At 68.6% G+C, this 22,379-nt stretch carries 19 protein-coding genes; 4 read left to right on the forward strand and 15 right to left on the reverse strand.

The annotated features are described in order from the left end of the window. Positions 1–2 precede the first annotated feature (2 nt). Positions 3–986 carry an ABC transporter ATP-binding protein gene (locus tag VQ03_RS08775; RefSeq protein ID WP_048450525.1) on the forward strand — a complete coding sequence of 328 codons (984 nt, stop codon included), beginning with the start codon at positions 3–5 and terminating at the stop codon, positions 984–986. Next, entirely contained in the window at positions 983–2,029 is a 1,047-nt protein-coding gene (locus VQ03_RS08780) for an ABC transporter ATP-binding protein (RefSeq protein WP_425350041.1), read from the forward strand. The genes VQ03_RS08775 and VQ03_RS08780 overlap by 4 nt, the downstream gene beginning before the upstream one ends. A 159-nt stretch (positions 2,030–2,188) precedes the next feature. On the opposite strand, the gene VQ03_RS32870 is transcribed toward VQ03_RS08780, so the two are convergent. The 5 genes from VQ03_RS32870 to VQ03_RS08795 form a co-directional block, all read right to left on the reverse strand. After that, positions 2,189–2,863: an MAE_28990/MAE_18760 family HEPN-like nuclease gene (locus VQ03_RS32870; RefSeq protein WP_157064025.1), complete on the reverse strand. Its 675-nt coding sequence runs from the start codon at positions 2,861–2,863 to the stop codon at positions 2,189–2,191. Next, positions 2,860–3,975, reverse strand: a complete 1,116-nt coding sequence (locus tag VQ03_RS31680) for a DUF262 domain-containing protein (RefSeq protein ID WP_083467863.1) — start codon at positions 3,973–3,975, stop codon at positions 2,860–2,862. The genes VQ03_RS32870 and VQ03_RS31680 overlap by 4 nt, the downstream gene beginning before the upstream one ends. A 271-nt stretch (positions 3,976–4,246) precedes the next feature. Next, positions 4,247–5,152, reverse strand: coding sequence for a carbohydrate ABC transporter permease (locus VQ03_RS08785; RefSeq protein ID WP_083467864.1), 906 nt, complete (start codon positions 5,150–5,152; stop codon positions 4,247–4,249). Beyond that, positions 5,149–6,018, reverse strand: a complete 870-nt coding sequence (locus VQ03_RS08790; protein WP_048450495.1) for a carbohydrate ABC transporter permease — start codon at positions 6,016–6,018, stop codon at positions 5,149–5,151. The genes VQ03_RS08785 and VQ03_RS08790 overlap by 4 nt, the downstream gene beginning before the upstream one ends. 223 nt (positions 6,019–6,241) lie before the next feature. After that, a complete protein-coding gene (locus VQ03_RS08795; protein WP_048450496.1) occupies positions 6,242–7,621 on the reverse strand; it encodes an ABC transporter substrate-binding protein in 1,380 nt (459 codons plus the stop codon). 314 nt (positions 7,622–7,935) lie between these two features. Here VQ03_RS08795 and VQ03_RS08800 point away from each other — a divergent pair, with 314 nt between their 5' ends. Then, complete coding sequence (locus tag VQ03_RS08800; protein ID WP_048450497.1) at positions 7,936–9,024, forward strand: mandelate racemase/muconate lactonizing enzyme family protein; 1,089 nt, start codon at positions 7,936–7,938, stop codon at positions 9,022–9,024. Positions 9,025–9,112: 88 nt separating this feature from the next. On the opposite strand, the gene VQ03_RS08805 is transcribed toward VQ03_RS08800, so the two are convergent. Beyond that, positions 9,113–11,524 carry a heavy metal translocating P-type ATPase gene (locus tag VQ03_RS08805; protein WP_048450498.1) on the reverse strand — a complete coding sequence of 804 codons (2,412 nt, stop codon included), beginning with the start codon at positions 11,522–11,524 and terminating at the stop codon, positions 9,113–9,115. 135 nt (positions 11,525–11,659) lie between these two features. On the opposite strand from VQ03_RS08805, the gene VQ03_RS08810 reads away from it, so the two are divergent. Next, positions 11,660–12,295 (forward strand): DUF1007 family protein, encoded by a 636-nt coding sequence (locus tag VQ03_RS08810; RefSeq protein ID WP_048450499.1) that lies wholly within the window; start codon positions 11,660–11,662, stop codon positions 12,293–12,295. Here the strand turns inward: VQ03_RS08810 and VQ03_RS08815 are convergent. The 9 genes from VQ03_RS08815 to VQ03_RS08855 form a co-directional block, all read right to left on the reverse strand. Beyond that, the gene (locus VQ03_RS08815) at positions 12,262–13,521 is read right to left on the reverse strand and encodes an ATP-binding protein (protein ID WP_157064027.1); all 1,260 of its coding nucleotides are present in this window, start codon (positions 13,519–13,521) and stop codon (positions 12,262–12,264) included. The genes VQ03_RS08810 and VQ03_RS08815 overlap by 34 nt on opposite strands. A gap of 133 nt (positions 13,522–13,654) precedes the next feature. Continuing rightward, positions 13,655–14,770, reverse strand: a complete 1,116-nt coding sequence (locus VQ03_RS08820; RefSeq protein ID WP_048450500.1) for a lysylphosphatidylglycerol synthase domain-containing protein — start codon at positions 14,768–14,770, stop codon at positions 13,655–13,657. Between the two features lie 169 nt (positions 14,771–14,939). Next, the gene (locus tag VQ03_RS08825) at positions 14,940–15,563 is read right to left on the reverse strand and encodes a uracil-DNA glycosylase (protein WP_048450501.1); all 624 of its coding nucleotides are present in this window, start codon (positions 15,561–15,563) and stop codon (positions 14,940–14,942) included. Then, positions 15,560–16,309, reverse strand: coding sequence for a PIG-L deacetylase family protein (locus VQ03_RS08830; protein WP_048450529.1), 750 nt, complete (start codon positions 16,307–16,309; stop codon positions 15,560–15,562). Before VQ03_RS08830 ends, VQ03_RS08825 begins: the two co-directional genes overlap by 4 nt. Positions 16,310–16,424: 115 nt before the next feature. After that, a complete protein-coding gene (locus VQ03_RS08835; protein WP_048450502.1) occupies positions 16,425–17,660 on the reverse strand; it encodes a glycosyltransferase family 4 protein in 1,236 nt (411 codons plus the stop codon). A gap of 24 nt (positions 17,661–17,684) precedes the next feature. Then, the gene (locus tag VQ03_RS08840) at positions 17,685–18,509 is read right to left on the reverse strand and encodes a sugar phosphate isomerase/epimerase family protein (RefSeq protein WP_048450503.1); all 825 of its coding nucleotides are present in this window, start codon (positions 18,507–18,509) and stop codon (positions 17,685–17,687) included. Continuing rightward, entirely contained in the window at positions 18,506–20,062 is a 1,557-nt protein-coding gene (locus VQ03_RS08845) for a YcaO-like family protein (RefSeq protein WP_245292011.1), read from the reverse strand. The genes VQ03_RS08840 and VQ03_RS08845 overlap by 4 nt, the downstream gene beginning before the upstream one ends. 24 nt (positions 20,063–20,086) lie before the next feature. Beyond that, positions 20,087–21,142: a Gfo/Idh/MocA family protein gene (locus tag VQ03_RS08850; protein WP_048450505.1), complete on the reverse strand. Its 1,056-nt coding sequence runs from the start codon at positions 21,140–21,142 to the stop codon at positions 20,087–20,089. Next, positions 21,142–22,314, reverse strand: a complete 1,173-nt coding sequence (locus VQ03_RS08855) for a class I SAM-dependent methyltransferase (protein ID WP_048450506.1) — start codon at positions 22,312–22,314, stop codon at positions 21,142–21,144. Before VQ03_RS08855 ends, VQ03_RS08850 begins: the two co-directional genes overlap by 1 nt. Between the last annotated feature and the right edge of the window lie 65 nt (positions 22,315–22,379).

Below are 22,379 nucleotides of genomic sequence, written 5' to 3' on the forward strand. Positions count from 1 at the left end.
ACATGACCCAACCCGTCCTCTCGGTGCGCGACCTGCGGGTCGAGTTCGCCACCCGCCGCGGCGTGCTGACCGCCCTCGACGGCGTCTCCTTCGAGATCAACCGCGGCGAGGTGCTCGGCGTCGTCGGCGAATCCGGCGCCGGCAAGTCGGTGACCGGCTCGGCGGTGATCGGCCTGATCGACCCGCCCGGCCGCATCGCCGGCGGCGAGATCCGCCTTGCCGGCGAGCGCATCGACAACCTCCCCCCGGAGGCGATGCGCAAGGTCCGCGGCAAGCGCATCGGCATGATCTTCCAGGACCCGCTGACCAGCCTCAACCCGCTCTACCGGGTCGGCCGGCAGATCGAGGAGACGATCCGCACCCATACCGATCTCTCGGCCAAGGCCGCCCGCCAGCGGGCGATCGACCTGCTCGCCGAGGTCGGCATCCCGGCGCCGGAGCGGCGCATCGACGGCTTCCCGCACGAATTCTCGGGCGGCATGAGGCAGCGCGTCGTCATCGCGCTGGCGCTCGCCGCCGAGCCGGAGCTGATCATCGCCGACGAGCCGACGACGGCGCTCGACGTCTCGGTCCAGGCCCAGATCATCACGCTCCTGAAGCGCCTCGGGCGCGACCACGGCACCGCCGTGATGCTGATCACCCACGACATGGGGGTGATCGCCGAGGCCGCCGACCGGGTGGCGGTGATGTATGCCGGCCGCGTCGCCGAGATCGGCCCGGTGGCGGCGGTGGTGGGCGATCCGCTCCACCCCTACGCCAAGGGCCTGATGGGGGCGATTCCGAGCCTGTCGCACGAGGCCGACCGGCTGGCCCAGATCCCCGGCGCGATGCCGCGGCTCTCGGCGATCCCGCCCGGCTGCGCCTTCAACCCGCGCTGCCCGAAGGTGTTTGCCCGCTGCACGGTGGACCGGCCCGAGCCCCTGACGGTCGGCTCGCACCGGGTCGCCTGCCACCTCTACGACGCGTCCGGACAGGCCGCCGCATGAAGCCCCACATTTCCTTGAAGCCGGTCATGTCTCCCCAGCCCGACTACGTGCAGGTCCGCGACCTGCGCCGCCTGTTCGACGTCTCGCGCCCCTGGCTCAACCGGGTGATCGAGCGCCAGCCGCGCCAGTTCCTGCGCGCGGTGGACCACGTCTCGTTCTCGGTCGCCAAAGGCGAGACCCTGGCAATCGTCGGCGAATCCGGCTCCGGCAAGTCGACGGTCGCCCGCATGGTGGTCGGCCTGATGCCGCCCTCCGACGGCGAGGTCTCGATTGCCGGCATCTCGATGACCGACCCGCGCCAAGCCGCGGAGCGACGCCAGCTGCGCCGCCGCATCCAGATGATCTTCCAGGACCCCTACGCCTCGATGAACCCGCGCTGGCGGGTCGACCGGATCGTCTCCGAACCGATCCGCGCCTTCGGGCTCCTCAGCGGCGAGCGCGAGATTCAAGCCCGGGTCGGCGAGCTGCTGACCCTGGTCGGCCTGCATCCCGACGACGGCAAGCGCTACCCCCACGCCTTCTCGGGCGGCCAGCGCCAGCGCATCGCCATCGCGCGGGCGCTCGCCTCCGAGGCCGAGTTCCTGGTCGCCGACGAGCCGACCTCGGCCCTCGACGTCTCGGTCCAGGCCCAGATCCTGAACCTGATGCGCGACCTCCAGGACCGGCTCGGCCTGACCTACCTGTTCATCAGCCACAACCTCGCCGTGGTGCGCCACATGGCGAACCGCATCGGCGTGATGTATCTCGGCCGCATCGTCGAGATCGGCGGCGGCCGCGAGCTCTTCACCGCCCCGAAGCACCCCTACACCCGCATGCTCCTCGACGCGGTCCCTGATCTTGCGCATGTCGGGAGGCAGCGCGTGCCGGTGCAGGGCGAGATCCCGAACCCGATCAACCCGCCGTCAGGGTGCACCTTCCACCCGCGCTGCCCGTTCGCGAATGAGCGGTGCAAGGCGGAGGTCCCGGTGTTCCGGGATGGGGTGGCGTGTCATGCGGTGGAGGAGGGGCGGTTGATGCCGGGGGGTGTGGCGGCGGTGGCGTAGTTAGGATGCCGCGACACCTGACACTGTCGCGGCGTCCCAAAATTTCGATTTTGCCTCAATTTCAGTTTGTGACTTGCACGCACATCTTCGATTATCTATTAAATGTTATTCATAAAATACTATATTAGTTACTAGTACTTATTATATCCTTACAATAAACTACAACGCCAGATATTTAGCCGCAGGATGTCTATATTTTTCACTCTGGACGCAACCCTCGATTGCATTCTGAAATATGTCGATTAGATCTCTAATTTCACTCTCGATTGCCATATAATCATCTTGCTTTATTGAAATGCGCTCCCCATGTGCGATTCGATTTCGCTTGCCCAATAAACTCTCATCGATAAGTTTTTCTTTTGTTTCGAATAAAGAATAATCTATGTCTATCATAATCGATAGTTTTTTTAAGACTTTCGAATTTAGATTTGCTTCTGTATCGATCCACTCCAGAGGCAAAGTTTCTTTATCTGTTCTGCTTTCAAAATATGACTTGGTCGCTTCGATATATGGAGCGGGATTTTTCCAAAATGGATGCTCTCCAGACTTGCGAAACTCTTTCCACATGAGAATCATATGGAAATGGTCAGACAGCACAACAGTTTGTCTCGATATACGCTCATTTATGTGGGTTATGTAAAGCTCACAGGCCCGCTTAACAAAGCCCTCCCAATGGGCATAGATCATTACAACAGCAGAACGCAGTAGGACATCGTGCTCGGCAGGCGAGAGCCCGTCAATGAGGGTCCTTAGTGTAGAGATTTCCTTTTTTCGCCAAGCACTTTCGCCTTGAAGTGCAATTAAGCACTCCTCCGCAGTTCTTACTTTCGTCATGCCGCGAATAGCTCAGCGCCAAGAGGAATCGTGTGGGGAATACGGCTTGATCCCCGCACTCCAGATCCTTGATGGCTCGTAAACCGCACGTCGTGCCAGATAATTTTTGAAACTTCTTTTACTCGCTCCTGAGCCCGGACTTCGTCTGCCCAGGCATCTACATTCTGACCCAAACCAATTGCAATCATTTCAAACACGGAAACCAAGAAGCCACCTGAATATCTGCTTTTCTCAACAACATATTTTTTGAATGCATTATCGGCTAAGGCGGAATTTATAATTCTGAAAGTCTTCTCGAATCTAGCGGTCTCAACTGCAAAATCGAAATCACCCGAAGCAAGATCAACAAGCTTCTCAGTAATAAACGTGTTTACATCATCACGGGCTGCAAGCGCGCCAATTTCAGAGTGACGAAGAACTATGAACCTCGTAATCAATTCCATATCGTATCGCTCTTCCCGGGCCCTATCAGTAAGAGTGACCGACTCTTGGAAATCTGGATTATTGGCTAGGCTCTCAAAAGATTTATAAAATTCACGATTTGTCATAATTAATAGACAGTTTCTCACTTCTTGTTCCGATAATGGCGTGCCGCCAGTATTAAGTCGCTCAAACATGTCGTATTTAGTATCTTTATTACTTTCTCTCTGTATAATGTTAACATCGATTTTCGAACGCCGAATGTCGATGCGCTGTTGCTGCGTTAAGCAATCATCGTCCTTGTCATCGCCTTTGCTTTCCCAAATCTTATTCTCAAGAGATGGTAAATACTTTGCTTTAGAAAGCTTAAGCCGCTCGACCTTATTGCCATCATTATCCAAAAGTATCCCCGCAAATTGAAAAATGGTAGACAATCTTTGCAGCCCATCAATAACGTCCCATACACCGTCCTGTCGCTGAGACACGAAGACCGGCGGCAAAGGAATCCCCAACATGATAGACTCGATAAGTTTTGTTTTTTGAGGCAGGCTCCACCTAAAAAATCTTTGAAACTCAGGATGGAGATCAAGTTCATTATTTTGATAAATACTCATCAACTCGCCGATCGACATTGAGTAGCTGTCGGTCTTAATTAGACGCCTGCGGGCCTCTATTTCTTCTTGCAAGCTCATTTTGATGCAATCCGTCCCAAAGGAACCTGTTTGAACGAACAATCTTCTATATCAGTTTCGCTGCTTCGGCTAGCTCGCCGTGAGCGCCAGTACGCCGTTTTACAGGATAGCAATCCGACCCATGAGGATAACATAGGCAGGGCGTGGGCAGTGGCCGAAATAGTGCATTTTTCAAATGGCGATTTGCGTCTTTTTCCAGCAATAAAAAAGACCGGCCACAAACCATCGTTCATGACCGGCCGCAAATCCTAGGCAGAGCAATCGCCAGTAATCAGCTCTTGACCGCCCCAGCCGTCAACCCACCCACCATATACCGCTTGAACACATAATAGATCGCCGCCGGCGGCAAGGCGTAGATCAACCCGGTGGTCATCAGCAGCTCCCACGGCGAGTCATCCGCCGCCAGGAAGCTCCCTAACGCCACCGGCAGGGTCACGTCGGTGTCGCGGGACAGGAGCAGGAAGGCGAACAGGTACTCGTTCCAGGCGAGCAGCAGCGCGTAGACGCCGATCGCGACCAGCGACGGGACCATCAGCGGCAGGTAGACGAAGCGGAAGAGCTGGGGCGGCGAGGCGCCGTCCATGATCGCGGCTTCGTCCAGTTCCACCGGCAGCTTGTCGGAGGCCTGCTTCAGCACCCAGATCGCGTAGGGGCTGGCGATTGTCACCATCGCGAGGATCAGCGCCCACTTGCTGTTCAGCAGCCCGTACGCTCCCATCGTCTTGTACATCGGCACGGCCAGGAACGCGGCCGGGATGAAGTAGGTGAACAGGGCCATGTTCATCACGGTCCGGCCGCCCTTCACCTTCAGGCGGCTGATCGCGAAGGCCGCCGCGGTGGCGACGAACAGCGTCAGCACGCCGGTCGCGAAGGCGATGACCGCCGAGTTCCAGAATTGCTGCCAGAAGTTCGACAGGAAGTAGTGCTGCTGCCCGAACACGATCTTGAAGTTCTGCAGCGTCGGGTGGGCCGGGAACAAAGCCCCCGACATCGCGTCCTGCTTCGGCGAGATCGCGAACAGGACGAGGTGGTAGATCGGGATCACGGTCCAGAGCAGGACCGGGATGCCGATGAGGAGGAGTTTGGCCTCCGTGCCGGCCGCGCGCAGCCAGTTGGTGCGGGCGGCGGAGCGCTCCTCGGCGGACGGAGCGGCGCGGGCTGTCAGGGTCGTGCTCATTTCGAGAGCCTCTTCATCAGCACGTAGACCAGCGGCAGCACGAAGGGCATCGCGCAGACCACCGCCGCCATCGAGGCGTCGACCTGATCGAGGCGGAGATACCGGATGCCGAGGGTCGCGAGCACGTGGGTGAGGTCGGCGGGACCGCCGCCGGTGAGCAGGTAGACCGAGTTGAAGTCGCCCAGCGTCCAGATCATCGACAGGATGGTGCAGGTCACGTAGAGCGTCCGCATCGACGGCCAGGTGACGTGCAGGAACTTCTGCCACTTGGTGGCGCCGTCGACCGAGGCCGCCTCGTAGAGGTCGGCCGAGATGGCGAGCCGCCCGGCGAGCAGGATCAGCGTCCAGAACGGCAGCGACTTCCAGATATGGACGCCGATGGCCAGCGTCAGCGCCAGCGACGGGTCGTTGAGCCAGTTCGGGCCGTCATCGCCGGTGAAGCGGAAGATCAGCGAGTTCACCACGCCCCATTCCGGGTTCAGCATGAACCGCACCGACAGGATGGTCGGGATCGACGGCACCGCCCAGGGCAGGATGAACAGCACCGACAGCCAGCGGATCCACTTCCGCTCGTTGGTGAAGAAGCCCGACAAGAGCAGCGCGATCGCCATCTTCACGTTGATGCCGACGATCAGGAACACCAGCGTGTTGACGACGGCGCGGGCGAAGATCGGGTCGGCGGCGAGATGCGCGTAGCTCTCGGGGCTGCGCGCCAGCCACAACCCGTAGCCAATCGGGTAGATGACGAAGAACAGGAAGACGAGCAGGTAGGGCGCGATCAGGATCAGCCCCCAGGCCTGCCACGAGGTCAGGCGGAAGGGCTGGGCCGCGGCGACCGGCGCTGCCTCAGCGACCGTTGCGGACATGGTCTGGCTCCCTGACGAGGCCTGGATGGGGGATCGTTGAAAACCGAGAGCGGGCTCCGACCCTGATGCGATCGGACCCCGCTCGGGATGATGTGGTTCGAGGCAAGTCCGCCTCCCCTCTTGGTCCGCAGGGCTGTCGTTCAACGATGAAACGCGGGATCCCCTCTCCCACACGGGAGAGGGGGGACCTGCGCCTCTTCCTTTCGCGAACAGCCCTTGCTTCTTACTGCCCGGCGATCTGCTTGACGCGGGCCAGCATCTCGTCGGCGGCCTTCTCGACCGGGACCTTCTCGCTCACCACCCGGTTCATCGCCTTGGCGAACACGTTCTCATTGTTGACCAGCGTGAACTTGTAGTTCTTCACGTAGTCGAACGGCTCGGTGCCCGAGGTGAACTGGTTGTAGACCGCCTTGCGGTGCTTGTCGGCCTGCCAGAACGGGCTCTCGATCGAGGCCTTGGTGACCGGGAACCAGCGGCCGATCGCGCCCTCGACGTAGGGACGGAGGTTGTCCTCCTCCATGATGAACTTCACGAACTCCTTGGCCGCCGCCTTGTTCTTGGCGCCCGAGAAGACCACGCCCTGCTTGACGTCGGCGCGGTAGGTCATCGGCTTGCCGTCCGGCCGGGCCGGGAACGGCGCGGTGATGATCGTCTCCTCGTAGGCCTTCTTCGAGGCCTCGCGCTGCTCGGGCGTGTTGTTCGGGTTGACGCTGTCCTCGTACCATTTCGCGGCGATCGAGATGGTGAAGTTGTGCGTCATCACCGTGGTGCGGTTGTGGAAGGCGACGTTGTTGTCGGGGTCCTTCCAGGTCGTCGCCGACGGGGGCACGCAGCCCTTGACGTAGGGGTCGGTGTAGTCCTTGAGGGCCTTGATCACGCCCTCGCGGGTCTTCGGATCGTCGACGGTCAGCTTGCCGTCGTTGTCGACGAGCTTGGCGTCGTAGGCGTCCATGAAGGCGTAGAACGACTGGAAGCTGTCGGTCGATTCCACGCCCATCGGCGCGCCGATGCCGTAGACGCGGGAGCCGGACGCCTTGCGGTAGGCCGGCTGCACCTTGTCACACCAGAACGACCAGTAATCGGCCCACTTGGTCGGGATGTCGGCCTGCTTGAAGCCGGCCTTCTCCAGCATGTCGCCCCAGATCTCGGTGTGGAGCGTCTGGCGCTTGAGCGGGAATCCGTAATAGGCCTTCTTGCCGGTCTGGCCGTTCATGAGCAGCACGTGCTCGACGGTCTGGGGCGCGAAGCGCGGCATCATCGGCTGGAGGATGTCGGTGAGGTCCTCGAGCTTGCCCTCGTAGGCCCACTTGCCCGCCGCCTGGTTGTTGTAGGTGTCGGAATACCCGACATCCGGCGGCGAGCCGGAATCGAGCGCCGCGACCGTCTTGGGGATCATGTCCTGGATCGCGTATTGCGACAGCTCGACCTTGATCCCGGTCTTCTGCTCGAACTTCTTGATGGTCGCCCAGAGCGACTCGTCCTCGGAGCGGTAGAAGCCCTTGCTGAACCAGACGGTGAGCGTCTTGTTGTCCTGCGCGACGGCCGGCAGCGCTGCCAGCATCAGCGCGCCCAGCGACAGCGCTCCCGCGATCACTCGCTTCATCGGTCCGTTCCTCCCATTCGCCTCGTTGGTCGGGCGTCTGTCCCGATATATCAGCACGGGACGGAGCCCGAGGCAATTCGGCGAAAGTCAAGGACGGGCGAGATTCGGCGAGATTCAATTGCGCGCGACAGGGTTAGCCGCGCATGAATATCACGCGACGGACGGGACGGACCCGATAATAACGGTCCGCCACCCCCGACAATACATCATGATCACGTCTTGACGACGAGGCCTAACAACCATATAAGGCGCCCAAAATAATATAATCAAATATTCATAAGCAGTCGATGAGCTGCATACAAGGGAGGAGCGCCATGCCCCGCATCGTTTCGCTGGAGGCCGGCTATTATCGCGTGCCGCTGGCCGTGACGCTCAGCGACAGCATGCACGGCGACATGCCGGCCTTCGAGCTGAACACCGTCACCCTGCGCGACGCGGACGGCGCCGAGGGCGTCGGCTACACCTATACCTGCGGCCGCAACGGCGCGGCGATCGACGCGATCCTGCGGCGCGACATCCCCGAGCAGATCATCGGCCAGGAGGCCGACCGGATCGAGCATCTCTGGCACAGGCTCTGGTGGGGACAGCATTACGGCGGCCGCGGCGGCCCCACGGTCCTCGCCCAGTCGGCCGTGGACATGGCCCTGTGGGACCTGAAGGCGAAGCGCCTGGGCCAGCCGCTCTGGACGCTGCTCGGCGGCCACGACCCGCGCGTCCCGTGCTACGCCGGCGGCATCGACCTCCACCTGCCCATCGACAAGCTGCTCCGGCAGACCGACGACAACCTGAAGAAGGGTTTCCGCGCCATCAAGATGAAGGTGGGGCGGCCGAAGCTCTCCGAGGATGTCGAGCGGGTGCGGGCGATGCGGGAGCATCTCGGCGACGGCTTTCCGCTGATGGTGGACGCCAACATGCGCTGGAGCGCCGACGAGGCGATCCGCGCCGCGCGGGCCCTGCTGCCCTTCGAGCCGTTCTGGCTGGAGGAGCCGGTCATCCCCGACGACGTCGCCGGCCAGGCCCGCGTCGTGCGCGAGGGCGGGCTGCCGATCGCCGCGGGCGAGAACCTGCGCACCTTGTGGGACTTCAAGCAGCTGATCGCGGCGGGCGGCGTCACCTTCCCGGAGCCCGACGTCACGAATTGCGGCGGCGTCACGCCGTTCATGAAGATCGCCCACCTCGCCGAGGCCTTCAACCTGCCGGTCACGTCCCACGGCGCGCACGACGTGACGGTGCACCTGCTCGCGGCGGCGCCCAACCGCTCCTACCTGGAGGCGCACGGTTTCGGCCTCGACGCCTACATCGCCGAGCCGCTGGCGATCGAGGACGGCGTCGCGGTGGCGCCGGACCGGCCGGGCCACGGCATCGCCTTCGACTGGAAGGGGCTCGACGCCATCCGCGCCTGAGCCGGCGGAGGGCCGGCTCCAGGTCTTACGGCGCCGGCTTCCCGGTGGCCGCGTCGCGGTGCGGCGCAAGGGTGCGGAGCGCTGACGGTCACGCCCGCCGCAACCGCAGGGCGTTGCCGACCACGAACACGCTCGACAGGGCCATGGCGCCCGCCGCCAGCACCGGCGACAGGGACGGCCCGCCGACCGCCCGCAAGCCGCCCGCCGCCACCGGAATCAGCGCCACGTTGTAGGCGAAGGCCCAGAACAGGTTCTGGCGGATGTTGCGCATCACCGCCCGCGACAGCCTCAGCGCCTCGGCGACGGTGGCGGGATCGCCGGCCATCAGCACCACGTCGGCGCTTTCCACCGCCACGTCGGTGCCGGTGCCGAGCGCCAGGCCCGCATCGGCCTCGGCGAGGGCCGGGGCGTCGTTGATGCCGTCGCCCACGAAGGCGACCGGGCCGTGCTGAGCGCGCAAGGACTGGACGGCGTCGCGCTTGCCGGCGGGCAGCACCTCGGCGAGGACCGTGGCGATGCCGAGGCTGCGCGCGACGCCCTCGGCGGTGCGCCTCGCGTCGCCGGTGACGAGGGCCACCGTCAGCCCCTGGCCGGTGAGCGCCCGCACGGCCGCCGCGGCGCCGGGCTTGATCGGATCGGACACCGCCAGCAGAGCCGCCGGCACGCCATCAATGGCGAGGTAGACCGGGGAGCGCCCTTCCGCCGCCAGGCGCTCGGCCTTTGGCGCGAGCCCCGAAAGGTCGAGGCCGGCGAAATGGCGGGCGGCACCGACCGCGACGGCGCGGCCGCCGGCCCGACCGGTGATGCCGTGGCCCGGCACTGCCGCGAACTCGCTCACCGGCGGCAGGTCCAGGCCCTTCTCGGCGGCGGCGGCCACGATGGCCCGGGCGATCGGGTGCTCCGAGCGGGCTTCGAGGGCGGCGGCCAGGGCCAGCACCTCGTCGGCGTCGAAGCCGGGGGCCGGGATCAGGTCGGTGAGGGTCGGGCGGCCCTCGGTCAGGGTGCCGGTCTTGTCGAAGGCGACGACGCGGACATCCTCCAGGGCCTGCAAGCCGGCGCCGCTGCGAAACAGGATGCCGCGCTCCGCCGCCCGGCCGGTCCCGACCATGATCGAGGTCGGGGTGGCGAGGCCCATGGCGCAGGGGCAGGCGATGATCAGCACCGCGACGGCGTGGACCAGGGCGAGGCCGAGGGCGGGGGACGGCGCGAGGACGAGCCAGGTGAGGGCCGTGAGGAGGGCCAGGGCCAGCACCGCCGGCACGAACCAGGCGGTGACCCGGTCGGCGAGGGCCTGGATCGGGAGCTTGGCACCTTGCGCCGCCTCGACCATGCGGACGATCTGGGCGAGCGCCGTGTCGGCGCCGACCCGCTCGACCCGGACGGTCAGCGCGCCGGTGCCGTTGACGGTGCCGCCGGTGACGGGATCGCCCGGGTTCTTCGCCACCGGCACCGGCTCGCCGGTGAGCATGCTCTCGTCGATGCGGGACGTGCCCTCGACCACCCGTCCGTCCGCCGGCAGGCGCTCGCCGGGGCGGACGCGGACCCGGTCGCCGACCGCGAGCTCGGCCACCGGCACCTCGGTCTCGGCGCCGTCCCGCAGAAGGAGCGCGGTCTTCGGCGCGAGGCCGACGAGGCGCGCCACCGCCGCGCCGGTGCGGCCCCGGGCCCGCGCCTCCAGGCTTCGCCCGAGCAGGATCAGGGTGACGATGAGGACCGACGCCTCGAAATAGACATGCGCCGCCCCCGCCGGCAGCCAGTGGGGGACCAGCGTCGCGACGAGGGAGAACAGGTAGGCGGCGCCGGCGCCGAGCGCCACGAGGGCGTTCATGTCCGGATGGCCGCGCACCAGGCCGGGCAGGCCGCGGGCGAAGAAGCGCCGGCCGGGCCCGGCGAGCACCAGGGTGGCGAACACGGCCTGGATGCCGGCGCTCCAGGCGCCGGGCAGGAGGCCGTGGCCGACGAGGTGGCTCCCCATGTCGAGCACCACGACGGGGAGCGAGAGCAGGGCGGCGAGGATCAGGTCGCGGGTCAGCGTCTCGGCCTCGCGGGGACCCGAGGGCGATTCCGTCTCCTCGGACACCCGGCGGGGCTCGTAGCCGGCCTCCCGCACGGCGGCCTCGAGGGCATCGAGGGGGACGAGGCCGGCGGGATGGCGCACGGTCACCCGGCCGGTGGCGAGGTTGGCGCTCGCCTCGCGCACGCCGGGCACGCGCCGGAGCAGCCGCTCGACCCGGCCGGTGCAGGACGCGCAGGTCATGCCCGCGACGGCGAGCTCGCTCGCCGCCTCGGGCACGGCGTAGCCGGCGCCCTCCACCGCCTCGGCGAGGGCGACCGGATCGTTGCCGGGGGACAGGTCGAGGGTGGCGCGGCCGGTGGCGAGGTTGACCGCCACCGCCTGCACCCCCGGCACCCGTTTCAGCACCCGCTCGACCCGGCCGGTGCAGGTCGCGCAGGTCATGCCCTCGACGGGCAGGGTGAGGCGACGGGCGGGTGCGGTCATGGTGCGGTCTCCCGGACCCGATGTGGGGCGCCGGGCGGCCTTCCGGTACGGCTGAGATCGCGATCGGCCGTTGCGTCGCGAACATGGTTTCGCCGCGCTCCGGCGCCAGAGCGCGGAGCGAAGCGGGAGCGGGCGATGATCGGGCGGGTTCTGGCGGCTTTGGCGATGGTGTGCGGCGGGGCGGGCGCGGCGCTGGCGCATCCCCATGTCTGGGTGCAGGCCCGGGCCGAGCTGGTGCTCGACCAGAAGCGCAACCTGGTGGCGATCCGCGAATCCTGGACCTTCGACCCGGAATACTCCGCCTTCGCGGTGCTGAACCTCGATTCGAAGCGCGACGGGGTGCCAGACCAGGGAAAGCTCGACGCGATGGCCGTCGAGCGCCTGGAAGCGATGGCGGAGACCGCCTTCTTCACGCGAGGGAAGATCAACGGCCGCCCGCTCGCCCTCAAGGCGGGGCCCTCCCCGACGGCGAGCTTTTCGCAAGGCCGCCTCACCCTCGATTTCACGCTGGTGCCGCAAGGACCCGCCGGCCCGGTGCGCAACCTGGTGGTGAGCTTCGACGATCCGGACTTCTACGTCGCCTTCGGGCTGCCGCCGGGGGACCCGGTCAAGCTGTCGGGCAGCCCGGATTGCGTGCTGAAGCTCAACCGCCCGGCCCGGCAGGCGCAGGAGGGCGAGCAGCTGATCCCCGACGACGTGGCCACCGGCACGCCGGGCGCGGCCGCCGCCGCGGCCGACTATACCGGGCGGCTGCTCGTCGCCTGCCCCTGAGCCGCGGCCTGCTTCGCATCGCCGTGAGCCGGGACCAGGGCCGGGATCAGGGCCCGGAAGGTCGCCCCCTCCCCCGGGGTGCTCTCGATCACCAGCCGGCCGCGATGGCGGTTGAGGATGTGTTTGACGATGGCGAGGCCGAGGCCCGTGCCGCCCTGCTGGCGGCTCGAGGCGGCATCGACCCGGTAGAACCGCTCGGTCAGGCGCGGCAGGTGCTCGGGGGCGATGCCCGGGCCCTCGTCGCGCACCGCGATCTCGACCTGCGGCGGCCGTCCCTCCTCCGCCGGCAGGGTCTCCAGCCGCACCTCGACCCGGCCGCCGTCGCCGCCATACTTCACGGCGTTCTCGACCAGGTTCTCGATCACCCGCAGGATCTCGTCCCGGTCGCCGAGGACGCGGTGCGGGCCGGGCTCGGCGGCGAGCGTGATGGCGACGCCGCGCTCGCGGGCGATCACCCCCAGCGCATCGGCGATCTGGCGGGCGAGCGGCACGATGTCGACCACCTGGGTCGGCGGCACGTGGGCCCGCAGCTCGATGCGGGAGAGCGACAGGAGGTCGTCGATCAGCCGCGTCATGCGCAGGGCCTGCATCCGCATGATGCCGAGGAAGCGCTCGCGGGCCTTGGCATCGTCCCGGGCCGGCCCCTGAAGGGTCTCGATGAAGCCCAGCAGCGAGGCCAGCGGGGTGCGCAGCTCGTGGCTGGCATTGGCGACGAAATCGACCCGCATCGTCTCCAGGCGCTGGGCCGAGGTGAGGTCGCGCAGGAACAGCACCACGTTCGGTCCCGCGCGCCCGGCCTCGCCGCCCTGCATGGCGCCGATCTGCACCTCGAAGGTGCGCTCGGTGGGAACCCGGGGGGAATAGAGCGTCTTCAGCGGCTCGCCGGTGCGCAGCACCGTCTCGATGCCGTCGAGCACGTCGGGGTCGCGCAGCGCGAAGGAGAGCGGGTGGCGGGGCCGCAGGGAGGGCAGGAGCGCGCGGGCGGCGGCGTTCGACTCGATCACCAGGGCGCGGCGGTCGATCAGGATGACCGGGTCCGGGATGTTGGCGAGCAGGGCCTCGGCGAGGCCGTGGCGGCCCCGGCCCGGCCCGGCCTCGGAGCGCAGCACCGGCTCGCCCCGGCGCGGCGCGGCCAGGAGGCCGCCGATCAGGAGGGCGGCGAGCGCCATCAGCCAGGCGCCGAGGTCGAGACCCCGCAGCCAGGTGAGGCCGACCATGAGGACCATGACGGCACAGAACGCGCCCCGCCAGGCCGCCCGCCGGGCGGAGGACAGCGTGCCGGCGGCACCGGGCAGGAAAGGCGGCAGCGCGGTCTCGGGGTCGGCACGGTCGCGGTCGTCCGGCGGCGGATCCACGGCGTCAGGGCGTCGGGTCGCTCTCGGCGGCATCATCGTCGGGCGCCTCCCGCGGGGTGAGGCGCGCCCGCTTGGCGATCTCATAGGCGCCGAGTGCGGCGAGCGCCACCACGAACGGGATCAGGTAGTAGCAGACCCGGAACAGCAGCAGCGCGCCGAGCACCGATTCCCGCGGCAGGCCGGAGAGCGCCAGCAGCACCGTGGCCTCGAACACCCCGAGCCCGCCCGGCGCGTGGCTGGCGATGCCGAGCATGGCGGCGAGCACGTAGATCGCCACGAAGGTCTCGAAGCTGACGCCGTGGCCGGCCGGCAGCAGCACGTAGAGCACGCCGGCCGCCGCGCAGACGTCGCCGGCGCCGACCAGCATCTGGCTCAAGGACAGCTTCAGGCCCGGCAGTTCCAGGCGCCAGCCCCGCACCTTGACGCTGCGGCGCTTGACGGTGACCCAGGCGAGATAGGCGAGCACCGCCGCCAGCGTCGCGACCCCGAGCCCCTGGTTGAACAGGACGCTGGTATAGGTGAGGTGCGAGAGCGGCTCGGCCTCGCGGATCAGGCTGATGCCGAGCACCGCCCCCATGCCGAGCCAGAAGGTGAAGCCGGCGACGATGGTCAGCGCCGCGATGCGCCCGGGACTGAGCCCTTGCGCGGAATAGATCCAGTAGCGCACCGTGCCGGCGGTGAGCAGCGGGAAGCCGAGGTTGAAGCTCACCGCGTAGCTGGTGAAGGAGGCGAGCGCGGTGGTGCGGTAGGGCACCTTCAGCTTGAGCTGGCGCAGCGCCAGGGCATCGTAGCAGGTGAGGAACAGGTAGCTCACCACCACGAGACCGATGGCGAGCCCGACCTGCTCCGGCGTCGCCGCCAGGAAGGCGGTGCGCAGGTCGGCCCAGGTGACGGTGGAGACGAGCTTGCCCAGCACCCCGAGGGAGATGACGAACAGCACCACGCTGGCGAGCGTGCCGATCCAGGCATAGCGGCGCCGATGGCGGGCGCGGTGCTCCTCCGGACCACGGCCGGGCTCGTGACCGGCCGGATCCTCGTCGCGCGGCAGCCCGTCCCCGGCGCGCGCATCGCGCAGGGGCCGGGCCTGCGCGAGGTTCTTGTCCTGGCTGGCGAAATTCATCGCGTCGGCGTCCGACCCCGCTGGTCGCCGGCGCGAGCCCACGGCCGATCGCGGCCAGGCTCGCGCACAAAGGTGCCCGGCGGCACTCCGACCGAGCCCCGCTCGCATGAGGGGCCATGTAGGCCCTCTGCCGGCGAATGACCAGCCGGACCGTTGGGCAGGCGGGAAATCAACCGGGGACGCCGAGGTGGCGGGCCGCCTCGCCGAGGCCGGCGGCGATGCGGGCCGGCACCGCCGGGCTGGTGCAGACATAGGTCGGGCTCGGATGCGGGATCGCGACCACCGGGAGGTGCGGTCGCGCCTCGCCGAGGACGGGGGCCAGGGTTTGCGCGACCCGGCCGGACAGAACGACGACGGCGAGGTTCGGCATCAGGTCGAGGAGTGGGGGCAGGTAGGCCCGCGCCGCCCGAATCTCGCCGGTGCGGGGCGCCCGGTTGCGGGCGCCGGGGGCGTGGATCACCCATGGCACGGCGTTCCAGATCAGAGTCTCGGCCCGCGCGAGGCCGGCCTCGGAGAGAAAGCGGAACAGGTTGGCGGCGGTGCCGGTCGGGTTGTCGCGGGAGACGAAGGCGGTGCGGCCGGTGGCCGGGCCGGGGGTCTCGAGGAGGAGGAGCAGGCGGGCGCTCACGCCGCCGTCGAGGGGATCGGCCTCCGGCACCGGTCTATCCTGCTCGGCCCGGATCCGTTCGGCGAGGCGGCGCAGGGGCGCGAGGTGGGGGCTGACCTCGGCGAGGGCATGGCGCGCCGCGACGGCGCCGGGATCGGCCAGGCTTTTCGGAGCGGACGGGCTCACGCCAGGGTCAGCCCGTCCGGCAGGACGCCGGCGAGGCGGAAATGCTCGCACGCGCCCTCGGCGCTCAAACGCTCGGCGAGGCCTTCGGGGCCGCCGAACTGGAAGCCGATCTGACTCGCATAGGCCGCGCAGGCCGCATGCTTGGCGGCCGCCTCCTCCGGGGAGAGGCGCACGGTGACGGCGGGCAATCCGGCGAAGGCGGCGCGGAACGGCTCCTTCGGATCGGGGTGGCGCACGGTGTAGGGAAAGTCGCGCCACCACAGGACCGGGCAGGCCGGCGCCAGCGCGGTCAGCGCGCGGACCAGCTGGACGTGATCGACATGGCCGCCGACCCCCTGCGGGGCGAGAAGCAGGTCGGGCGTCCCCTCGTCCATCAGGCGGGCGAGGAAGGGGGCGAGGTCGTCGGCGAGGGTGTCGTCGGGCCGGGTCTCGGCGAAGAGCGCGGGCGCCGAGGCGTAGCCGCGATGCGGCGCCTCCCTGAGGGCGACGTGGACCGGCGGATGCAGGCCGAGCGCCGCCGCGGCCGCCCGGTCCTCGTCGCGGCGCAGGGCCATGTAGTCGACCTCCGGCCCGAGCCCCTTGTCGAGCTGGCAGGCGAGCGCGAAGCCGGTCGGGTCCGGCACGCTGGCGGTGAGCAGCGTCACCATCACCACCCGCCAGCCCCCGTTCGCGAGTTGCGCCAGGGTGCCGCCGCAGGAGAAGGCGGCGTCGTCGAGATGGGGCGAGAGGGCGAGGGCTGTGGGCATCGGGACTCGACTGACGAAAACCAGGATGGCGCGCATCTCCCCTCTCCCCGCGGGCGGGGAGAGGGGAGATGCGCACAGCCCGGGAGTGAAACTGTGAGACCGCGCCGCAGATCGCTCACAGCAGATGCGGCTCGGCCCGGAAGCGGCAGCCCGGATCGTGCGGCAGGTCCGGGTCGAAATCCGGATCCGGCCGCTCCCCCTTCACCGCCGCGTAGACGTCCATGATCTGCCGCCCCACCGCCTGCCAGGAATAGACCTGCCGGCACTCCTCCAGGGCCGAGGCCGCGAGGCGCGCGCGCAAGGCACGGTCGGTGATGATCCGGTGCAGCGCCTCGGCGAGCGCCGGCACGTCGCCGGGCTGGACCAGCAACCCGTTCTCGCCGTCGCGCAGGCAATCCGAGACGCCGACCGAGTGGGTCGAGACGACCGCCTGGCCGGCCGCCATCGCCTCCAGGATGGTGTTGGAGAAGCCCTCGGCATAGGTCGGCGAGACGAACACGTCGCCCATGGCATAGAGGCCCGGCACCGCGTCGTAATCGGCGTAGCCGGTGAAGCGGACTTGGGCGTCGGAAAAGCCGAGATCGGCCGCCAGGGCGCGGGCCGGTTCCACGTCGGGGCCGATGCCGGAGATGATGGCGGTAAAGGGCGTGCCGCGCAGGCGCAGGAGACTGAGCGCGTCGAGGAAGTCGAGCACGCCTTTCCGGCGGTCGACCCGGCCGTGGTAGAACAGCCGCACCGGATCGGCGGCGTCGCCCGGCTGCCATCCCGGCGGCGGGCGGAAGCGCGCGGTGTCGACGGCCCCCGGCACGATGGTGAAGCGGTCGGGGTCGCTGCCGAGCCGGTCGCAGACCTCGGCCACGAAGGAGCGACCGCCGATCAGCAGCGCGTTGGCGTGCGCCAGCACCCGCACCATGGCGAGGCGGTGGGTCTCGCAGCACGAGCCGACCCAGTGGCCGTCGCCGCCCTGGATCGAGACCACGTTCGGCACGCCCAAACGCTGCGAGGCGACCAGCGTGGCGAAACCGGTGGGATAGCCGTATTGCGCGTGCAGCACGTCGAACGGCGCCTTCGCGTGCTCGGCCGCGATCGTCTCGACCATCGTGGCGATGTCGCGCTCGAAGTCGCCGCTCTCCTGCTCGCCGAGCTGTTCGAGGCCGATCACCCGCACGCCCGGCACCGGCGGCGGCGGGCCGCCGCCATAGACCTTGGTGCCGAAGGCGTCGCCCCGGTACTGGCTCACCATCGTCACGTCGTGGCCGGCGCCGACCAGCTCGCGCAACAGGTTCTGCGCGTAGACGCTCATGCCCGAAATCGCCGGGAAGTAGCGCCGGCTGACGAAACAGATCCTCATGGGCAGATCCTCATGGGCAGATCCTCATCGGCGGCACTCCCGGAGGTAGCGCAGCGAATCCGGGATCATCCGGTCGGCCCGGTGGCTCTCGCGGGACAGCTCGACGCAGACGAGCTTGCTGAACCGGATCGCCTCCAGGGCGTCGAGCACGCCGGCGACGTCCATGTCGCCCTCGCCGAAGGGCAGGTGGATATGGGTGCCCCGCGCCATGTCCTCGATCGCCACGGTGCCGAGCCTGTCGGCGAATTCCCGGACCGCCGCGGCGGGCTCGCGCTCCTGCGTCACCAGGCAGTGGCCGGTATCGAGGGCGAGCCGGAGGCCGGGCAGATCGAGGGCGGCGTAATCGTCCAGGGTCTCGATCAGCATGCCGGGTTCGGGTTCGAGCGCCGCCACGACCCGACGCTCGGCGGCGTAGGTGACGACCTCCTCAAGCCCCGCCCGCAGCCAGCCCTTCGCGGCCTCCGGATCGACGCCGGGCTTCGGCACGCCGGCCCAGAACGACACCGCCTCCGAGCCGAGGATCGCCGCGATGTCGATGGCCCGCTGCAGGAAGGCGACCCGGCGCGCCCGGCCCGCCGCGTCGGCCGTCACCAGGGTCGGCTCGTGCTTGGCCCGCGGGTCGAGGAGGAAGCGGGCGCCGGTCTCGATCACCGAGCCGAGACCCAGGGTATAGAGCCGGCCGCGCACCCGCTCGGCATCCTGGGCCCAGCTCGCCGCGAAGGGGTCGAGGTGATGGATGTCGAGGGTGAGCGCCACGCCGTCGTAGCCGGCCTCGGCGATGAGATCGAGGGCGTCGTCGAGGCGGTGGTTGGCCGCGCCGTTGGTGTTGTAGGCGAAGCGTAAGCTCATGCCGCCCTCCCCCGGCGCTCGAGGCGGAACGGCGCATGGTGCGATTCCGGCTCGCGGTAGAGCGGATAGAGCGGTCCGACGAGCCTGTCCGCGAGCGCGACGTCGAAGAGCGGCTGCCCGCCGAAGCGCTCCAGCGCCTCCGGGGTCAGGCGCACCGGCCGCAAGGTCTCGCTCGCTTGTCCGAAGCGAATCAGCGGGTGGTCGCGCTCGATGAGCTTCCGGGTGTTGCGCTCGCCGATGCGGTAGTAGCTCATGGTCTCGACTTCGAGCCCCGGCACGATCGCCTTGACGATGCCGACGCCGCCGCCCGGCGGCGAGGCGTCAACGTAGAGCACGTCGAATCCTTCCGCTTCCAGGCGCTCGCGGGCGATGCGGGCACGGTCCTGGCCGGTCGGGGCGGGCTGCGTCGGCAGGTCGGTGAAGCGCTTGGTGCTGCGCTCGGAATAGACGGTGTCGGACAGGAAGCCCCGCAGGGTCTCGGCGGGCTCGCCGATCCAGTCGAGCATCGCGGCGAGCGCCCTCCCCTCCTCCAGGTCGAGGCTGGGGAGCGCCTTCTCGATGAAGGCGTCGACGTAGCCGGGCGGGGTGATCGAGCGGGCGAGAGCCAGGGGACCGTGCCCGAAGGTCTTGCGCACCCGCGCCGCCTGGAATTCCAGGATCGCCTTGCGCAGGGCCCGCTCGCGGTCGGGGTCGCAGGCCTCGCCGCAGGCCGAGAGCGCGATCGGCGCCGGGGTGCGCGCGGCGTCGACGTCGTAGCCGACGCAGTAGACGTTGGTGAAGCCGAACTGGTCGGTGGCGAATTTCGGCATCGCGCGGATGCCCAAGCTCTCCAGCCGGTCGAGCATTCCCTTCGTCTCGGGGCCGAGGCCTTCCGAGGTGTCGAGCATCACGCCCTGGTCGAGGGCGCGGAAGAGCAGGCCGTTGCCGTCGCGCTGGAGCAGTTCGAGCAGCCCGTGCCCGAGGGCGAAGTCCACGTCCGGCCCGGCGCCCAGCCCGTTGGTGATGAGGTTGGTGAAGGGCTGGTAGCCCTTGGACAGCTCGAAATAGTCGGTCGCCGCGAGGTCGAGCGGCATCAGCACCGTCTCTCCGGTGCGGGCCCGCACCGTGCCGGTCCATTCGAGCACGGTGTCGCGGTCCACCGGGCTGCCCGCCGGCAGGCCGAGGGTGAGCGGATCGGCGACGGAGCCGGCGCCGAAGACCCGCACCAGATCGTGGTAGCTGCCGCGCTCCTTCTTGCGCGGGATCAGCGCCAGGCTCGGCATCAGGTTCTCGGCGATCTCGGCCACCGAGCCGATGATCGCCTCGTCGTCGGTGGCGCCGTAGCCGATGCCGCTCGGCATCGCGCCGACGAAATAGGGATCGTCGAGGAAGAGCGAGACGAACCAGCACGGCACCCCGGTGCGGTCGAGGGGCGCCAGGGGAAAGCCGACGATCCGGCCCGGCGGCAGCACGTCGAGATAGGCCCGGACCGCATCCGGCAGGCGCTCGGGGAGTCCCTCGATGACGCGTGTCTGGCCGTAGGCGTAGGGGCGGGGTGCGGTGGGCGTGTCCACGATGGAAAGACTCCTCCGCAGGCCTCAGGCGGCCGGCATGTCGGGGAATTGGGCGGGACGATGCGCGGGACGGTGGGACGGCGAGGCGGCGTAGGCGCGGGTGAGCAGCCGCATGGTGTGGAGGTCGCGCGTGGCCGACCAGGCGCCGCGCCCCGCGGGATCGCGCAAGCTGCGCCCGAAGGCCCGCACCTGCTCCAGGAACGGCGAGGCCTGGCGGTCGAAGGCGAGCGGCACGGTCTCGCCCGTCGCGCCGTCGGTGAAGGTGACGCGCCCGCCGGCCTCCTGCCCCATGGTGTTCTGCGCCACGAGCAGGCCCTGGGTGCCGGCGACCTCCAGGCGCCGCCGCGGCAGCGCATCGGGGCAATTATAGGCGACGTGCAGGCTCGCCAGGATGCCGGAGCCGGTGCGGCCGATCAGCAGCGCACCGTCATCGACGGCGTAATCCTGCGCCCTCGCCTGGGTCAGCGCCGTGACGTCGAGAATCGGCTCGCCGAGCAGGAAATCGGTCAGGTCGAGGCCGTGGGGGGCGAGGTCCATCAGCGCGCCGCCGCCGGCCTGGGCCTGGTCGATGCGCCAGTTCGCCTGGCCGGGGATCGCCGTCCAGCCCCGGTCGAGCCAGCAGGCATAGACGATCCGGATGGCCGTCACGGTGCCGACCCGGCCGGCGCGGATCTCGTCTCGGAGCAGCCGGTGGGCCGGGTGGTGGCGCTGGTCGAAGGCGGTGCCGTACAGGATGCCGGTGCGGCCGACCGCCGCCGCCATCGCCTCGGCGTCGTCGAGCGAGGCCGCCATCGGCTTCTCGCACAGGATCGCCTTGCCGGACTCGGCCAGGGCCTCGACGGCGCCGCGATGGAGGTGGTTGGGCGTCGCGACATAGACCGCCTCGACCTCCGGCTCGGCGAGGAGCCCGGCGAGCTCGGCGTGTCCCCGCGCGCCGAGATCGGCCGCGGCGGCACGGGCGTCGGCCCCGGGATCGCAGATGGCGACGAGGCGATGGCCGGCCTCCCGGATCGCCGGCGCCATGAAGTCCCGCGCGACCCAGCCGAACCCGACGATGCCCCAGCCGATCGATTCCGGCATCACCAGCGCTCCGGCAGGTCGACGAACTCGCGGATGCGGGCGCGATCGATGGTGTCGGGCGTCGCCTCCAGGGTCTCGGGGCCCTCGGAGTGCAACGGGTAGGTAGCGCGCGGAGCGTACTCGTCGCGGTAGCGCTCGGAGGGCCAGGCGACGGTGGAACCGCCCGCCGGATCGGGCTTGTAGAGCGGGTTGAGCCGCAACGTGGCGCCTTCCCGCGGCAGGGTCAGGCCGTCGACGAGGGGCCGGGGGGCCGGGCGCATGCCGGGGCCGCAGACCACCGAGAAGGCCTCGACATGGTCGAGGGCGGCGGGCGAGGCCGGCACGGGCGCGCGGGCCTCGACGAGGGCCCGGGTCAGCTCGTCGTCGTCGTAGACGAGCCCGTCGGGAAACAGCTCCTCGACCTCCGCCGCCGAGACCGCGTGACCGGCCGAGAAGCCGGGACGGGCACTGTTATGGACGTGGCTGAGGGCCAGCCATCCCTCCTCGCCGGCTGTCTTGCGCAAGCAATCGAGGATGCGGGCCTTCTCGGGCAGGAAGTAGAAGGCGTCGTGGCACATCACGAGATCGACCGGGGCCTGGTCGATCGGCCAGTGCGGCGAGGCGGCGTCGAAGCAGACGAGCTGCGGCCTCTGCCCGGCGACCCAGTGGCGGGCGACCCAGAGCTTGGCGAAGACCACGTCGCCCCCCGAGACCCGCACGCCCCGTCCCTGCAGTTCGCGCAGGTAATGGCCGATGCCGCAGGCGAGCTCGAAGGCGCAGGCCGGCTGGTTCCAATGCGCCTCCAGCAGGGCGAGCCCCGCCAGGTAGGTCGGGTCGCTCCAGCGATGCACGAAGTAGTCGCCGACCCGGCCCCAGCCGAGACGGGCGCAGGCCTCCCGCAACGAGACGTACTTCATCTCGCGCACGAGGTCGCGCAACGTCGCGGGGTCGGCGGGCGGGCCGGTCCACCAATCGTCCTGGTCGGCGAGAAGGAGTTCGAGGGCGTGGCCCGGCGCGCCCTTGTCGAGATGGCCCAGAACGTCCCCGATCAGGCCGTCGCGCCCGACGCGCAGATAGGGAATGCCGTCGACCACCGGCCAGCGCGGCCCGCGCTTGCCCTCGCGCAGGGAATGGGGCGTGTCGTGGTGCAGCGCCTCGCCGGTGACCGGCGAGAGGAGCCCGAACGGGATCACGGATGCGTTTCCTCGCGGCGCCCACCCTGCGGCAGGCTCTGACGTGAGATAGAGCGCGGGCGCGA

Origin of the sequence: Methylobacterium tarhaniae, assembly GCF_001043955.1 — a bacterium.
Taxonomy (GTDB): Bacteria; Pseudomonadota; Alphaproteobacteria; order Rhizobiales; family Beijerinckiaceae; genus Methylobacterium; species Methylobacterium tarhaniae.

What these genes read in the sequence shown, in the direction of transcription:
- VQ03_RS31680 (WP_083467863.1), bottom strand. Translation starts at nt 3,975, where the DNA reads ATGAGCTTGCAAGAAGAAATAGAGGCCCGCAGGCGTCTAATTAAGACC.
- VQ03_RS08790 (WP_048450495.1), bottom strand. Translation starts at nt 6,018, where the DNA reads ATGTCCGCAACGGTCGCTGAGGCAGCGCCGGTCGCCGCGGCCCAGCCC.
- VQ03_RS08785 (WP_083467864.1), bottom strand. Translation starts at nt 5,152, where the DNA reads ATGAGCACGACCCTGACAGCCCGCGCCGCTCCGTCCGCCGAGGAGCGC.
- VQ03_RS08775 (WP_048450525.1), top strand. Translation starts at nt 3, where the DNA reads ATGACCCAACCCGTCCTCTCGGTGCGCGACCTGCGGGTCGAGTTCGCC.
- VQ03_RS08830 (WP_048450529.1), bottom strand. Translation starts at nt 16,309, where the DNA reads ATGCCCACAGCCCTCGCCCTCTCGCCCCATCTCGACGACGCCGCCTTC.
- VQ03_RS08780 (WP_425350041.1), top strand. Translation starts at nt 983, where the DNA reads ATGAAGCCCCACATTTCCTTGAAGCCGGTCATGTCTCCCCAGCCCGAC.
- VQ03_RS08810 (WP_048450499.1), top strand. Translation starts at nt 11,660, where the DNA reads ATGATCGGGCGGGTTCTGGCGGCTTTGGCGATGGTGTGCGGCGGGGCG.
- VQ03_RS08820 (WP_048450500.1), bottom strand. Translation starts at nt 14,770, where the DNA reads ATGAATTTCGCCAGCCAGGACAAGAACCTCGCGCAGGCCCGGCCCCTG.
- VQ03_RS08795 (WP_048450496.1), bottom strand. Translation starts at nt 7,621, where the DNA reads ATGAAGCGAGTGATCGCGGGAGCGCTGTCGCTGGGCGCGCTGATGCTG.
- VQ03_RS08815 (WP_157064027.1), bottom strand. Translation starts at nt 13,521, where the DNA reads ATGGTCCTCATGGTCGGCCTCACCTGGCTGCGGGGTCTCGACCTCGGC.
- VQ03_RS08800 (WP_048450497.1), top strand. Translation starts at nt 7,936, where the DNA reads ATGCCCCGCATCGTTTCGCTGGAGGCCGGCTATTATCGCGTGCCGCTG.
- VQ03_RS08850 (WP_048450505.1), bottom strand. Translation starts at nt 21,142, where the DNA reads ATGCCGGAATCGATCGGCTGGGGCATCGTCGGGTTCGGCTGGGTCGCG.
- VQ03_RS32870 (WP_157064025.1), bottom strand. Translation starts at nt 2,863, where the DNA reads ATGACGAAAGTAAGAACTGCGGAGGAGTGCTTAATTGCACTTCAAGGC.
- VQ03_RS08835 (WP_048450502.1), bottom strand. Translation starts at nt 17,660, where the DNA reads ATGAGGATCTGTTTCGTCAGCCGGCGCTACTTCCCGGCGATTTCGGGC.
- VQ03_RS08805 (WP_048450498.1), bottom strand. Translation starts at nt 11,524, where the DNA reads ATGACCGCACCCGCCCGTCGCCTCACCCTGCCCGTCGAGGGCATGACC.
- VQ03_RS08840 (WP_048450503.1), bottom strand. Translation starts at nt 18,509, where the DNA reads ATGAGCTTACGCTTCGCCTACAACACCAACGGCGCGGCCAACCACCGC.